This window comes from Celeribacter ethanolicus, assembly GCF_001550095.1.
Lineage (GTDB): Bacteria > Pseudomonadota > Alphaproteobacteria > Rhodobacterales > Rhodobacteraceae > Celeribacter > Celeribacter ethanolicus.
In genome coordinates, this window is the sequence record NZ_LRUC01000033.1 from 22,573 (window position 1) to 37,597 (window position 15,025).

At 62.0% G+C, this 15,025-nt stretch carries 12 protein-coding genes; 4 read left to right on the forward strand and 8 right to left on the reverse strand.

Going from position 1 to position 15,025, the window contains the following annotated elements; all coding sequences use genetic code 11:
* Positions 1 to 139: 139 nt before the first annotated feature.
* From NH195_RS12330 to NH195_RS12360, 7 genes are all read right to left on the reverse strand, one after another.
* Positions 140 to 1,381 (reverse strand): restriction endonuclease subunit S, encoded by a 1,242-nt coding sequence (locus tag NH195_RS12330; protein WP_238379753.1) that lies wholly within the window; start codon positions 1,379 to 1,381, stop codon positions 140 to 142.
* Positions 1,378 to 3,396 carry a type I restriction-modification system subunit M gene (locus NH195_RS12335; RefSeq protein WP_054540773.1) on the reverse strand — a complete coding sequence of 673 codons (2,019 nt, stop codon included), beginning with the start codon at positions 3,394 to 3,396 and terminating at the stop codon, positions 1,378 to 1,380. The genes NH195_RS12330 and NH195_RS12335 overlap by 4 nt, the downstream gene beginning before the upstream one ends.
* On the reverse strand, positions 3,397 to 3,576 hold the full coding sequence (locus NH195_RS12340; RefSeq protein ID WP_018001757.1) for a hypothetical protein: 180 nt from the start codon (positions 3,574 to 3,576) through the stop codon (positions 3,397 to 3,399).
* Positions 3,577 to 3,689: 113 nt separating this feature from the next.
* Entirely contained in the window at positions 3,690 to 4,874 is a 1,185-nt protein-coding gene (locus NH195_RS12345) for a Fic family protein (RefSeq protein ID WP_066707420.1), read from the reverse strand.
* Between the two features lie 120 nt (positions 4,875 to 4,994).
* Positions 4,995 to 5,234, reverse strand: a complete 240-nt coding sequence (locus tag NH195_RS12350) for a hypothetical protein (protein WP_066707423.1) — start codon at positions 5,232 to 5,234, stop codon at positions 4,995 to 4,997.
* 161 nt (positions 5,235 to 5,395) lie between these two features.
* Entirely contained in the window at positions 5,396 to 6,037 is a 642-nt protein-coding gene (locus NH195_RS12355) for a hypothetical protein (RefSeq protein WP_066707557.1), read from the reverse strand.
* Positions 6,038 to 6,047: 10 nt separating this feature from the next.
* Positions 6,048 to 6,767, reverse strand: coding sequence for a nucleotide-binding protein (locus NH195_RS12360; protein ID WP_066707426.1), 720 nt, complete (start codon positions 6,765 to 6,767; stop codon positions 6,048 to 6,050).
* A 552-nt stretch (positions 6,768 to 7,319) separates the two neighbouring features.
* Between NH195_RS12360 and mobC the strand changes: the two genes are divergently transcribed.
* Genes mobC through NH195_RS12375 form a run of 3 tightly spaced genes read left to right on the forward strand, consistent with a single transcriptional unit; the run spans position 7,320 to position 12,190 of the window.
* Positions 7,320 to 7,907, forward strand: a complete 588-nt coding sequence (gene mobC / locus NH195_RS12365) for a plasmid mobilization relaxosome protein MobC (protein WP_066707428.1) — start codon at positions 7,320 to 7,322, stop codon at positions 7,905 to 7,907.
* Positions 7,894 to 10,242, forward strand: a complete 2,349-nt coding sequence (locus NH195_RS12370; RefSeq protein ID WP_066707430.1) for a relaxase/mobilization nuclease domain-containing protein — start codon at positions 7,894 to 7,896, stop codon at positions 10,240 to 10,242. The genes mobC and NH195_RS12370 overlap by 14 nt, the downstream gene beginning before the upstream one ends.
* A complete protein-coding gene (locus NH195_RS12375; RefSeq protein WP_066707432.1) occupies positions 10,235 to 12,190 on the forward strand; it encodes a type IV secretory system conjugative DNA transfer family protein in 1,956 nt (651 codons plus the stop codon). The genes NH195_RS12370 and NH195_RS12375 overlap by 8 nt, the downstream gene beginning before the upstream one ends.
* 276 nt (positions 12,191 to 12,466) lie before the next feature.
* Here the strand turns inward: NH195_RS12375 and NH195_RS12380 are convergent, their stop codons facing one another.
* Positions 12,467 to 12,868 (reverse strand): c-type cytochrome, encoded by a 402-nt coding sequence (locus NH195_RS12380; protein WP_442970013.1) that lies wholly within the window; start codon positions 12,866 to 12,868, stop codon positions 12,467 to 12,469.
* A gap of 597 nt (positions 12,869 to 13,465) precedes the next feature.
* Here NH195_RS12380 and NH195_RS12390 point away from each other — a divergent pair.
* Entirely contained in the window at positions 13,466 to 15,010 is a 1,545-nt protein-coding gene (locus NH195_RS12390; RefSeq protein ID WP_066707434.1) for a multicopper oxidase family protein, read from the forward strand.
* Positions 15,011 to 15,025 lie beyond the last annotated feature (15 nt).

The following is a 15,025-nucleotide window of genomic DNA, read 5'->3' on the forward strand; positions in this document are numbered from 1 at the left end:
ACCCTGAAAACAAGTAACCCGCCGGGGTGCGCAGTGCGAAACCGAGGTTCCGTCCGAGGCGTGGCGGGTCTTGTTGAGACATTAGATAGGGCAGGAATCCTACCAAAGCAATAAGAAACCGACCGGTCCGCGCCAAAAGTCATGCCGCCGCCCTCACGTCAATCTTCCCGGTCACGGCGGCGGTGATCAGCGCCGAACGCTTCTCGCGGAGTAACTCGATGCTACGCTCGGTCAGGGTGATCAGGCCATCGATGCGGGCGGTTTCCGCGTCGATCTCAGACAGGATGCGGTCCTGTTCCTCCAGCGGCGGCAGGCAGACCTTCAGCGCCCGGAAGTGATCCCAGTAGAGGCGCATCCGGAAATCCGCGATGCCGCGCGAGAACCTGCGGATTTCCTCGGCCGCGCTCTTAGTGTGCAGAAGGTGTTCGATGAACTTGGTCCGGAACCTGGTGACAGGAGCAGCGACCACATAGGCTGGGCTGACCAACCCCTTGACCGCGACCGCCCCGAACGCGCCCTGCCATGCGCGCATCATGTTGTAGACCAGATCACCGGGCGCGACGCCCTGGTATTTAGTCCGGTCCTCGCTGAGGGCGACCTTCCGGTCCCGGTCCTCATCGGCCAGTTCCCCGTCCGTCACACCGTCGTGGATGGAGACGGACAGGACCGGCAGGGCCGGGTCCGCCGGGCGCGAGACCTCGCGGAACAGGGCCGCGATGCGCAGCACATCCCAATGGGCGGGCACACGGCCCAGCCAGTCCACGCCCGAGTCCTTCATCGGCGCGTCCGGGTCGATGCCCTTGGTCACCGCATGGGTGATCACGGCCGCCCGCTTTTCCTTCAGCAGCGCGATGAACCGGGTCTTCTTCTCGATCAAGCCGTCAATCAGACCGGTTTCGCGGTCCAGGAAGCGAGCGATGGCGGTTTGTGTTTCGATAGGAGGGGTTGGCACCTTTATGGAACCAACGAACCCCCACTCAGCCCTTGGCATCTTCGCGCCGGTTGTCGACCCATTTACTCGATCAATGAAGCCCGGCTCGAGAAGCTGATAAGCAGCAAATCGCGGCTCAATGTGGTCTTGAGGTCGAAGCGCCCAAAGATCGCCCACGGCTTCCCCCGCGTTTTCAGCAAGATAAACCTTCGCGAGATAAGGGCGCAGCTTCCCAAAAAGAATGTCGCCTCGTCTGAAATCAACGCCATCCCCGTCAAAGACGGACTCCGTTTCAATAGCGCGCCCCGTCCAGCTCTCGATATTCTCCAAAGCCACGACCTTCCCGCCCTTCTTGGATTTTTCAGAGAGGCGACGAAGATTGTGCTTCAGGGGGATATGCTTCCAGCCGATGGGTAAAGCAGTCCCGGAAATCACTTGCATCTCTGTCATGCAGTGACCTCCGCCAGCACCGCCGCGATTTCCGCCTCGACCGCCTTCAGCTCGGCGTCGATCTCGTCCAGATCGCGGGGCGGCTGGTATTCATAGAAGTAGCGGTTGAAGTTGATCTCGTACCCCACGACGCCCACCTGCCCGTCGTATTCATCGCGGAAATCCTCGTCCACATAGGCGTCGGGCGCATGGGGCAGCACCTCCTGCGCCATATAGTCCCGGATGTCGGTGCCGAGGGGGATGTTCTCGAAATCCGTCAGGTCGTCGTCGGGGATGACCTCACCCTTCTTGTCGAGGATCGGTTCGAGGTCTGGGTCCCACACGCCGAAGGATTTCTGGAACGCCTTGATCAGAGCGGCGTTCACGCGGCCCAGCCCCGGGTCACGCTTGGCCGCGTTCTTGACCCAGGCCTCGAACCGGTGCCAGCCATGCGCCTCGCCCATGTCCGCCTCGAAGAGCGTGGTCCAGGCGGTCTGCACTTCGCGCGAGAGCTTGCCCCATGCGGTTTCATCCGCCAGCGCGGCCAACCCTTCGGGCGAGATCACGACCTTCTTGCGCAGCGGGCGCAGGACCTTGACCCGGCGATAGCCGAAGTCGCGGGCGTCGAAGATCCGGCTTTCCTTCGTCTGGACGAAGTCGGAATACATCTGGACGATCTGGCGGATCTGGTCATCCCCGACCCGGCGACGCTTGTTCCCCTCGCTCTTGCGCATGGGCTCGAACAGCGCAGTCGCGTCGATCAGCTGAACCTGCCCCTTCCGGTGGGCCGGTTTGTTGTTCGACAGGAGCCAGATGTAGGTGCCGATCCCGGTCCGGAAGAAGATCTCGGTCGGAAGTGCGATAATCGCCTCGACCACGTCCTCCTCCAGCAGGTAGCGCCGGATTTCGGATTCCCCTTGCCCCGCGTTCCCGTTGAAGAGGGGCGAGCCGGACAAGACGATAGCCGCCCGCCCGCCGCCGCGCTCCGGCGCCTCCAGCTTGCTGAGGAGGTGGAGGAGGAACAGCATCGACCCGTCGCTAACCCGCGGCAGCTTGGGGCCGAACCGGCCCTCGAACCCCTTTTCCTGATGTTCCCGAACCACGGCGGCCTGATCCATCTCCCACTTCTTGCCGAAGGGCGGATTCGAGACGCAGTAATGGAACCGTTCGTTCGCCAGCTTGTCGTCGGACAGGGTGCTGCCCAGCTTGATGTTCTTCGACAGGTCTCGGCCGGGATCGGACTCGACGGTCTTGAGGAGCATCGAGGCGAGGCAGACCGCGTGGGTCTCCGGCTCCAGTTCCTGCCCGTAGGGAACGATGACCGGGGCGACCGAGTACCGGTCGCGCAGGGCGTTCACATGCTCCATGCCGTCCGACAGGAAGCCGCCAGTGCCGCAGGTGGGGTCATAAAGGGTCCGGATCAGGCCGGGGTTGTCGATGAACATCTGGTCGTCCGGGTCGAGCAGCAGCTCGATGGCCAGATGAACGACGTCGCGCGGGGTCATGAAGTCTTCGGCCGCCTCGTTCACCTCGGCGCCGAAGCGCCGGATCAGGTGTTCGTAGACGTTCGACATGATCCGTTCCGGAACTGCGTCGGGGTGGAGGTCGATGGCGGCGAAGTTCTGGCAGATCTTGTAGAGGACCCCGGCTTTGTCCATCCGGGCCAGCGTGTTTGCGAAATCGAACTGTTCGAAGATGACGCGCGCGTTGTCAGAGAAAGATGCGATGTAATCCTCAAGGTTCTGACGGGTCCGGGTCGCGCCGAGGCTGCGCAGGTCGTAGTTCGAGGTGTTGTAGAACGGGTACCCGGTCTGGGTCCGCAGGATCACGCCCAGGTCGATCGGGCTGTCCTTCATGGTCTTGACGGTTTCGCGCACCTGGTCCCGGGTCGGTTCCAGCACGCATTCCAGGCGGCGCAGCAGGGTGAAGGGCAGGATTACCTTACCGAAATCGACGTGCTTGAAGTTCCCCCAAAGGTCGTCCGCGTTCTTCCAGATGAAATCGGCGAGAGAGGTGTTCGTCGTCAGGGTGTTCATCTATGCGCCTTCACTGCTATTCGTTTTCGTCTCAAGGTGCTGTTCCAATAATCGTGCTGCCAAACGGAAGCCGTCGACCTGACTCATCCGGTGCCGGACACAGAGCTCCTTGAAGGCCCACCGCTCATCCTCGGTGATCTTCAAATTTAGGTTCGAAAGTTTCGCGGCATCATCACCCATTGGGCATCTCCTCGCGGATAATGACTTATCTTCCATTCTTCCATTAAAGAATTCAATCACATTTGCTTGGACGGCCCCTTTTCAACCTGATCCACAGTTGGCAAGCGGATGCTTTAAGGGGACTTCAGATCCAGTGCCTTGTTCAGCTCGATCTGTGTTCTTTCGGGTTTCGCCGACAGCTGCGATGTCGTTGTTTCTGAGAGTATTAGCCAGTACCTCGTATGGCGTCGCTCACCGGTCCGGCTGAGCGCACCTTTCTCGACCAGATCCTGCAGATCGCGGGTTGCGGTTGCGCGTGAAGTTCGGGTGATTTTGAGATAGTTGTCGGCGCTGAGGCCGCCTTTGAAACCGCCAGGGCCTTCCTGAAACATTCGAGCGATGGCCTTGGCCTGGCGTTCGTTCAAGTGGTCTCTGTGACGATCGTAGAAGTGTGCCTTGCTGATGAAGAAGCCGACGCGGTCGAGTGTTGCCTGTTGGGCCTTCAATACAACTTCTGCGAACCAGACGAGCCAATCGGTCACGTCGAGCGTTTTTTGATGCTGCTCGAGCTGATCGTAGTATCCCTTGCGCTCCTTCTCGATGGTGAAGGCGAGCGAGATGAGGGTCGGCTGGCCAATGTTCTGCGCCAGCGACTTTTCAGCGAGGGCGCGACCCAAGCGGCCGTTGCCGTCTTCGAATGGGTGGATACTCTCGAAACAGAGGTGGCTTAGCCCTGCGCGCGTCAGCGCTGGAAGCGGCTCTGCTCCCCCCGGCCCGGTCTTGTTGAACCAATCCGCGTATCGCTCCATCTCAGGCATGACCCGCTCCGAGGGCGGCGCTTCGAAATGGATCGTGGGCCGGTCAAGGCGGCCGGAAACGATTTGCATCGCCTCGGCGTGTTGTCGGTAGGCCCCAATGGTTTCCAACCGACGGTCATGGGACAGGAGCATCCGATGCCAGCGGTACAGTGTCTCATGGGCTAGCGGCTCTGCAAAACTGGAATAGACGTCGACCATCATTTCCGCGACGCCCTGTTCGCGCGGTTTGGCAGGGTAGCTGTCCGGATCGAGGCCCAGATGGCGGCGCAGCGAAGATTGCACACTGAGCCGATCGAGGATTTCACCCTCGATGGCGCTTGTCTGCATCGCTTCCTCGCTGAGCAGTTCGATGCGGAGTTGCTCGCGTTCCGGCTGGCTGACATGATGGACCGCGCCGAGGATTTCTCCGGACGACAGCAGGAACGTCTGCTCAAACGGCTCGAGAGCAGAGGCGTCATACCGGAAATCCGGCCAATCAGGCAGCGTCCAGTTCCAAGCCATGAGTTATAGACATCCTTTCTATAACTCATATATAGATCACTTTTGAGGCATAGAAGTCAACTCTATCGCTCAAAGGACCTGCGGGATGGGGTGACCCACAAACCGACGCGAGATCTTGAGCTAGGCCTTTTCAAGGTGCGTCAGATCCTGCTGACGCGTTCTGAGGGTCTTCGGATCGACAGGGTTTTGTTCCGGCGCTTGAATGAATGGTTCATAGCGAACGTCCGCCATGGCGCCGTCGAACCAGGCAGGCTGCACGTCACCATTGTTCCATTGGTACAGGTAGCCAACCAGATTTTCAGATGTCTTGCAGAGGATGCGCATGATCGGTTCGCCAGTCAGGCGGGGCTTCGTGTTCATAATGCGTTCCTCCTAAATGGACCTCGTAACTCGTCACCACTGAGGTCTGAAATTCCCTATGACGCTCATTAGCGCCACGCTTTCCGCAACCGCAAGGCGAGCTTCCGCCGGTGGGCGAAAATCCACCGGCGAAATGCAAGTTATCTTTTCAGATAGGTCTCTTACGGTGTGTGCTGCTCATGCGGCGATGCAGCGCGAACCGCAATTTCTTCCAAGATTTTGTCGATCTCGCCCCATATGCGTGGTTCCACTTGGCCGCGGATCAGAGCCCATTTACTCAAGACGTCGAGGGGGTCGTGGTCCCGGAGGAGGACACCCAGGCTGGCCGCATCGACTGCCAGAGATGTACGGGCCTGCCACTGCGTGTTTCGAGTGCGTCGCTCCTCCGCGACTGGGGCGAAGACCGGCGATAGTTGCCAGCCTTTGACTGCACGGCGCAGGGCGGCACGCACCACATGTGCTGGCTCAACACCACAAGTCTCCAGCGCTGCTTCCTGTCGTTCGAGTGCGTTGACCCTGATGTCGATCTTCCGGGTCGGGCTCAATGCGCGCGCCGATACGGGAGCTCTCAGGCTGGTATGCGGGTCAGAGCTTTCCGCGGTGACTTGGTGCGGCGCCACGGCACCTTCTGGCACACGCTCTGACTCGTGCCGATCAGCGGCAACGTCAGCGGCTGGGGTCCCAGTCTTTGTTGCTGTGACCTGTGCCTCATCTTCCTTCCCGGGAACCTCGCGGTCACCCTGTTGCAGGGTGGCGGCGTAGGCTGGGTCGGGCCTGGTGATGGTCGGGATTTTCTTGCGCAATCGCCTGTCCTCACGCCGCAAGAATGTTGTTGAGGATGTCCGTCGCCTCCTCTAGCGCCTCGACGACATGACGTACATGTGGGCGCATCAGCGGGTTCGGATCAGATTGCTTTTCCAGCGCCAAGGCGTGGAGAAGCCCCTTCTGGTCCATCTCCTTGTAAGTATTCCGTCGCATCATGACGGTCTCAATCACCGGAAAACGGGTGAGCGCTTCTTCAATCAGGGCCGCGTCAGCACGGGTCGTTTTCGGGTCGACCATGTTGAGGACGACGTGGTGGCGCGGAAGGCTGGAGGGGTCGTCAACGCGGGATTTCAGTTTCTCAAACCAATCAGCTGTCTGCGCTCCGACATCGAAATCAGACGTCGACAGCATGACGGGCGTCACGATGTGGTCCGCAAGCACCGCGATGCCGTCTGACCATTCGGCACCGACCCCTGCGGTATCGATGAAGATGAAGTCTGCCGTGCCTGCCATGTAGACCTGATCGATCTGATCCTCGACACCCGCCACGCTTTCGACGGTGGCCGAGCAGAGAAGCGGCGAACTCAGCCCACCGGCTTCCGCCCGAGCATGCCAGGCCCCGAGTACCCTCGTGCTGTCCGTGTCGATCAACATCACTCTGCGTCTGGCGGCGATCGCGGCACTGATCAAGGCGCGCGAAAGCGTCGTTTTTCCACTGCCCCCTTTCCGGGCCATCGCTGCGACCACCACAAGATTTTCGTTCGGCATTCTGATCCTCCGCAAAAATAGTGAATCGCAACGATAATACCAAAATGTCGCTAAACGCATGAGGCGGAGGGGTCAAGCAGAAGTCGGGATGCGACCCGCGTTTGGCATGCAGCGGGCGGCGTTGTGCGATGACCGTGCGACGTCTGCCGTGGCGCCTTCAGCATTCGTCGCGGGGCACCGCACACCCTCCAAATGTCGGGATGCGCTCGGCGATGTACTGCGGACGGAATGCAGGTGACGGATAGCGCGCGCCAGACGACGGGAGGCAGTCTCGCGTATGTCGTTCTGCGGGTGACGCGAGACGGTCAGCACGCAGCAAAACCCGTCTTGCGGGGTGCAAGAGACGGGGTGCAAAAGACGCGATGCGCGATGCGGGGACCGCATCGCGTGGTGCAATGAGCGCGAAGCGCGATCCATTTGACTAAGGACGGGAAATCGCCCCTACAGGGCGATTTTCTACATTGAGTACAAGCCCTTATGGCCGACTCCACTTGCGTTGGGAGTCGGTGGGCTTGTACGAAGTTGGCAAGAAATAGGAACGTTAACTTCAAAATGCCCCGCCGTCGCAGACTGTCAGAGATCGAACGATCGACCATCGCCCAGGAGCGCCGGAACGGCGTCTCCGCGGCGTCATTGGCCGCGCGCTACGATGTCAGCCTGAAGACGATCTACAACGTGGTGAACCACCGGGATGAGCGTCAGACAGCGAACGGCAGCCGATCGCGGGTTGTGGGGATCCGGGTCTCGGACGACGACCTGCGCCGGTTCGACGCGGCGCTGTCGCGGCGTGGGATTGCGCACCGCTCGGATGCCATGCGCCGCCTGATGCTGGCGGCCGAAGGTGTCTTCCTGCCCGACGACGAGATGTGTGACGAGTTGCGCAATCTCGGCGCCGCGCTCAACCGGGTCGGCAACAACGTGAACCAGATCGCGCGACGTCTGAACGAGGCCAAGGTGCGGGGCGAGAGACTGTCCTACCCGGCCTCAAGTCACCGTGACGTCCGCGCCCTTGCGGGTCTGGTCTTCGATCTGGCCGATCAGGTCCAGGAGATGTCGCGTGCGCGGCGCAGCCTGCTGGACCTTGAGATCAGCTCTGCCCTGGCGGGCCTCGCCGGGAGGGATGCGCATGGCGCGGAGTGATCGGGCCCGGGGCATCGACCCGGCGCTCTTCGACCGCGGCTGGAGCCGGGTTTCGGGATCCTGGCAGGGGCTTTCCAGGGGCGCGCAGATGGTTCGGGCCGCGCGCGGCTATTCGCCAGCGATCTTCAAGGCGATCTCGAAAGGGGGCTGTCACACCGGAGCGCAGCTACGGGCGCAGCTCACATATCTCACGACGAAGTCGACCCATATCCTCGACAGCCGCGGCACCCATGACGGGAAGAAGCAGCTCTCGGAAGCCGAGATCAACCGAGTGGCGCGGCGGTTCGAGAACCAGTGGAACGAGCGCCACAGCCCCAAGCTCGGCCACACATCGCATCTGCTGATGGCATTCCCGGTTGGAACGAGCGGCGACGAAGTGCGCGATATCACCCAGGCGGTCTGCGAGAAGTTCTTTCAAGGTGAGGGGTCGCAATTCGACTATATTGCTGCAATACACCAAGATCGCGCGCATCCACATGCGCATATCGTTCTGAACCGCCGCAGCAAGGATGGCGAAATGTTCTTTCTCGGGAAGGATCATCACTTCAACTACGACGCCTTTCGCGAGGCGATGGTCGAGGCGGCCCGGGTTCATGGGATCCGCCTTGAGGCGACGCGTCGTCTGGATCGCGGCGTCACGACCTACGCCGCCGAGACCTTCGAAATCTACAAGGCCCGCAACGAAGGTCGTCCCCCAGTCGAGCGCCAGAGAACCGGTGCTGACCTGGCGGCCGCTCTGGAAACCGTCAGGCACAACGCGTTGATCTATCGCGGGCTCGCGGCGGAGGCGTCACGTTCGAATTTCGAAGACGTGGCCGAAGCGCTCGAGAGGGCCAGCACCATCCTTGCCAGCGGCGGTCAGATTCAATCTGACGGAGCCATCTACATGTCCCAAGACGAAGCAGCGTTCGACACGCTGATCACCGAGTTTTCTCAGAACATTCGCCAGATCGAGGCGGCGATCGACAGGGCGCCGGCGGTCGAGAGGCCGGTGATCGAGCGCAAGCTGACCGACGTGCTGGCCTCGGTCGCGCATTTGAACCCGCTCGGGGATCGCTCCGCCGCCTTGATCGATGCCCCGTCGCGGGGCGGCATCTATGCAAGGCCGAACTTAAGTGAAGATCACCTCGCGCGCCTTGACGATGGAGAGGTGACACCAAAACTGGCCGAGGCGTTGAAAGGCACTGGCATTGAAGCCGGAGCTGTGGCCGCGCGCCTCCGGGAAGGGGCAGGAAATGCCGCATTGGAACGCCAGTGGCTGGCACAGGATCTTCAGGCGATTGCCAAAGAAGTTGGCCTCGATCTGGAGAAATCTGCGGACCGGGAAGAAGCGCTCGACAGGCTGGAAGCCACGCATGTTCGGTTGGGCGATGTTCTGACCGATGTACGCGTCCTGGTGCCGCCAACCGAGGTCGACGAGGTGGATGACGCTGAGGAAGTGCCCGGTGAGCGGTTGGCGGCACCAGGGGGTGATCTCGTGAAGGACGGGCCCGACATTTTTGCCCCATCGGAGCGGCAGGCGTTCAGAGCGCTGGTGGCGCAGTTCCGCCGGACGGATTTCGATCATCCGTTCTCCGACGACCCGTCTGTAAGGCGGGCCGGCGCCGTGGAGGTTGAAGAGGCCCGCGTCGCGTTCGACGCCTTTGCGCAGAGATCTCCGCAACATGCCGAATTGGCCTCGATGGCTTGGGAACAGATGACTGACAGTCGAATGCCGCCGCAATATGCGGTATCGGAGCAGGACCGCACGCTTCATGCTGGCGACATGGACCTCGCCTTGCGGGATCCTTCGGATTATCTCGGTCCGATCACCGAAGAGCTCCGCACCCTCGCCCGCTATCGCACGGAGATGCCGGATGACGAGTTCGGGCAGGCCGTTAGGGGCGAAATCAATCACCTTCGTTCGCTCGGCGCGTCGCGTGCCTATATCAGCGAACGCAGTTTCGAGATCGAGGACCAGGCGCGACAGGACTACGCCGAGCGCCGGTATCTGGAGGAGACAGCGCCAACCGTCATGGCCTTTGTGCGAAACGCCGACGTCGAGGGCCCACTCTCCGAGTCAGAGCAGCAGGACATCGTCCAGCAGATAAACGAGCGACTAAGCCCCGACGCAATCGACGCGCTGCGGGCCGGAAACGCGGACGTCCTGGACACATTCACCGAGGATCCGCTGCGCCAGCTGGAACTCGCCAAGACCTATCTTCAAAGCAGCGAGGTCACCGCGCATGGCCCGGCCATGGAGCGCGTTCTCGATGCTCTGGCCGAAGAGCAGATCGAGGCGCAGCGCGCGCGCCACGCCGCGGCACATGGTGAGAAGGGGATCACCCATGGATAAAGGCAAGATTGCCCTCGGTGTGTTGAGCCTCGTGCTGGTCGGTCTCGCCATGGGCTATGTCGTGGCGACCGGCTTTGTCATGTTCCGATATGGGCTCTCACCCACGCGTTTCGACGTCACCCTGCTTGTCCGCGAATATCGGGGTCTGTCTCAGTCCGCACCAAAAGACTTCCTCTGGGTGAACCTCATCCTTGGCGGCTTCGGCCTGGCATCGCTGATGCTGAGCGTCACGCTTCTGGGGGATGCATTGACCCGCTTCGGGACGACGCATTGGCAGACCCGCAGCGAGATGAAGAGGAACGGTTTCTTTGCCAAGCCCGGCGGCGGCTTCCTTCTGGGCAAGCTCGGCTCCCCGAAATCCAAGCGCCCGTTCCTAGTCTCAAAAACCTTCCCCCACGCGCTGATCGTGGCGCCTACAGGCCGGGGCAAGGGCGTGGGGTTCGTGATCCCGAACCTGCTGACCTACAAGGGCTCCGCCGTGGTGCTCGACGTGAAAGGCGAGAACTTCCGCGAGACCTCGCGCTTCCGCGCTAGCATGGGGGACAAGGTTTTCCGCTTCGCGCCGACCGACTGGGACCGACCGACACATCGCTATAATCCGCTGGCGCGCATTGCTGCCATGACCAACCCCGACCGGCAGCAGATGGAGTTGAAACTCACCGCCAAGCTCTTCCTGCAAACCGACAATGAAAAGCTGAGCGGGCTTTTGGCCGGGGGTATCGACCTCTTCGTAGCGTCAGGTCTTCTGGCCTTCGAGCGCGGCGTGCCGACCATCGGCGAGATCTATCGCATCACAGCCTCGGGGGGCGACAAGCAGAAGGAATACCTGAAGCGTTCGCAGGAGGTGAAGAACACCTCGGCCAAACTGATCTTTGAGCGCATGGCTTCGACCAACAACGACACCCTCACGTCCTACCTCTCCCTCTTGATGACATCGGGTCTCGACACTTGGGACAACCGCGCGATCGACGCGGCCACCGCGACCTCTGACTTCTCGTTCCGGGACATCCGCCGCCGCCCGCATGCGATCTATCTTGTGGTCGAATCCGAGATGATCCGCCCGCTTGCCCCGCTGATCCGCCTCTTCTTTTCGGACCTGATTGCCTCGCTGCAAGCACAGGAACCCGGCGATGACGAGCCCTGGCCGGTGATGATCATGCTCGACGAGTTTGACCGGCTCGGGAAAATGCCAATCGTCGCCGAGAGCATCAAAACGCTGCGTTCCTTCGGCGGCAACCTCGCCATCGTGACCCAGACCATCCCCGCGCTGGACGAGATCTATGGTGAAAACACCCGCAGGTCGCTGCAGGGCGGCGCCGGGGTAAAGCTCTACCTCACCCCGTCCGAGCAGAAGACCATCGAGGAATTGAGCCAGGCTGTCGGCAAGACCACCAAGCGTGTGGTGACCCGCTCCCGTGCTGTTGGACGCAATCCATTCGAAGGGCGCAGCGTCTCGGAGAGGACAGAAGATACCCCGCTCCTGACCGAGGATGAGGCCCGACGCATGGACCTCGACGAGGTCATCCTCGTGATCGACGCGCAGATGCCGATCCGGGCAAGAAGGGTGAAGTATTTCGAGGACCCGGCTTTGAAAGTGCTGCACGCCGGGCAGTCGGGGAGTTTCCCGTATCCGGACGAGGACGGGCTGCGGCGGGATCGGCAGATGTCTGAGACCCGGGAAACGGTGGAGAGGTTGAAGCAAGAACTGCAGGAAGTGCGGGCGGCTGCGGGACCGCGGGAAGTCGGCCACAATGCGCCTAACGCATCGAAAACTGACCCTGTCAGCGCAGCGAAGGCCCGCGGCCGCGCGGCTCGTGCTGCTGCAAGCGGAGGTGGCCAGGGACAGCTGTCGCTCGATCTCGCAGGAATGGGTCTCAACCATGCAGGCAGATCAGAACTGGCAGCGGCAGTGCAAACGACGCGGGCGATCATTGAAGCGCATGGATGACTAATGGCCGCCGCCTCTCTGGCGGTATTATGCTGGCTCCCAGAGACGTGCACACGGATCGCACATCGCCGTCACAGGTCGTTGCGAAGTCGGTCCAATCTGCCAGAAAAATCCGAGGTTTCCCTGCAACAACGATTTGCTTGGCGACCGCAGGACGGGATGGACCCGATATCCAACCAACTCCACGTTAAACTATTGTTTCTGAATCGCTTCCCTAAACGCTCCGCCTACCACTGACGTTGTGACCATGCCCCGCATCAGCTCTACTTGGAGCATCTAGTTTCCCTGTGACATGCTTTCTTGATAGTTCCGCTCGCGCTCTGGCCATGTGCTCTTGATGTAGGCCAGCACCGCGCGAATTTCCGGATCGCTCAGCACGTCGGCGAAGCCCGGCATGTCACTCTCGTAGCCGCCACCGACAATCGCGGCCGTGCCTTCTTTCACGATGCGGAACAAAACGTCGTCGGGATGGTGCCAGGTGTGGCCGCTGGCGTCATGCGGCGGTGCGGGCAATCGGCCAGACGGAAGCGGGGAGCGCCAGTCGGGCTGGCCTTCGAGATCCGTTCCGTGGCATGCGGCGCATTGATCGGAATAGATCTGCCGTCCTTGCGAGACGACCTCTACCGAGGCGATACCGCTGGTTGAAGCAATGCGATAGTGCCAGCCCGCAATCACAATGCCGCCAGCGGTCACACCTGCCACCGCTATTCGGACGCCTCTTCTCAAGTGTTCGGTCCCGATCGCTTTAGTAATTTATCGCCTTCACGCTGAGGCCGAATCAGCCAGAGACGTATCGCCGGCGGCACTGGACATTTTTGCGAGCAATGTCTATCTTTCTGGCATGTTCGCCCGAGTCCTCTCCATGCTTGCCATAATCTCGATCGCCGTGGTTACGACGATCGGCGCAGCCCATGCTACGCGAATGGGCGGTATGCAGCTGGACCATACGGATCATCTTGGTGCGATGATGCACGCGTCCGGCGACGCTCATCCATCCTGTGACGGCAACCAGCATTGTGGAGCGACCGACGCCTCCATTTGCGAGTTTGTTTGTACAGGTCTGTCGGTTTTCCTGGCGATGCCGGGGGTGGAGACCGGACACGCCTTCGAGCCCGCGGACCACGACTCTCCCGCCGGGGCCGTCCACGTCAGCCATATGCCAGGACTGAACGAACGACCTCCCAAGCTCCGTCTCCTCTGATAGCGCCCGGGCCGACGCCCGCGGCGTCCCCATAGGCATTTTTGTACGGGACGGAATGTCCCGAGGAGACGACCATGAACACCCTTTCACGACGCGGTTTTCTTGCCGCAAGCGCGGCCGCCGTTGCAGTTGCGCACATGCCCCGGTTTGCCCTTGCGCAAACCCCTGACTCACTTCGCCTAGCCGCGGCCACGCGCACGCTCGACATCGACGGACGCGCGGCTTCGGTCTTCGGCCTTGCCGGTTCCGGCGGCCAGGGACTGGTGCTCGATCCCGGACAGCGGTTCCGGGTCGATCTGACCAACGATCTCGACGTCGGCACGATCATACACTGGCATGGGCAGATCCCGCCCAACGCGCAGGACGGCGTGCCCGACATGCCGATGCCCCTGCTCGCGCCGGGCGAGACCCGATCCTACGACTTCGAGGCGCGGCCCGGCACGCACTGGATGCACAGCCATGTGCCAACCCAGGAGATGCAGCTGCTCGCCGCGCCGCTGATCGTGCGCTCGGCCGAGGATGTCGCCGCCGACCGGCAGGAGGTCGTGATGTTCCTGCACGACTTCTCGTTCAAGTCCCCGGAAGAGGTTCTGGCCGAGATAAGCGGCGGTCACGCGGGCGGCGGCCACGGCGCACACGCGCATCACGGCGGTGCTCAACCCATGCAGGGGACGCCCATGGGCGGCATGGGCGCCATGCCGGGCATGGATCACGGCGCGATGGGCGGCATGCCAATGGACCAGATGCCGGGTATGGGCGGGATGATGGGCATGGGCGGCCAGATGGGCGGCATGGCCATGGACCTGAACGACTACGACTGGGACGCCTATCTCGCCAACGATCGCACGCTATCTGACCCCGACGTGGTGCAGGTCGAGCGCGGCGGTCGCATCCGGCTCCGCGTCATCAACGCCGCGGCGGCCACGGTGTTCTGGATCGATACCGGGGCGGCCGGGGCGCGCCTCGTCGCGGCGGACGGTCACGCGGTGCAGCCGCTTTCCGGCAACCGTTTCGGGCTCGCCATGGGACAGAGGCTCGATCTCGAGATCGACCTGCCGAACGAAAACGGAGCCTGGCCGATCCTCGCGCTGCGCGAGGGGGCGAGGGAGCGCACCGGTCTGATCCTCGCCACGCCCGGTGCCGAGGTGCGGCGCGTCGATGCCGTGGCGGAGGCTGAAGCGCCCGCGTTCGACACCGATCTTGCGCAGGAAGCACGGCTGATCGCGGTGGACGCCCTGCCGGAGCGCCCCGTGGATCGCAGCCAGATGCTGATGCTGGGCGGCTCGATGCAGCCCTATGTCTGGACGATCAACGGCGCCGTCTGGGGCCAGCACCAGCCGGTCACGGCGCGCAGAGGCGAGCGGGTTGTGCTCTCCTTTCACAACATGTCGATGATGGGGCACCCGATGCATCTGCACGGCCACGTGTTCCAGGTCGTCGGGTTGAACGGACGCCGCGTGGCAGGCGCCTTGCGCGACACGGTCTACGTGCCGCCGATGTCGATGGTGGACTTGGCGCTGGACGCGGGCGAAGCCGCGCGCTGGATGCTCCATTGCCATCACATGCCGCACCTGGCGACCGGCATGATGACCGAGTTCGCGGTATCGGCTTCGGTCTGACCGCAGGCGGGGCGT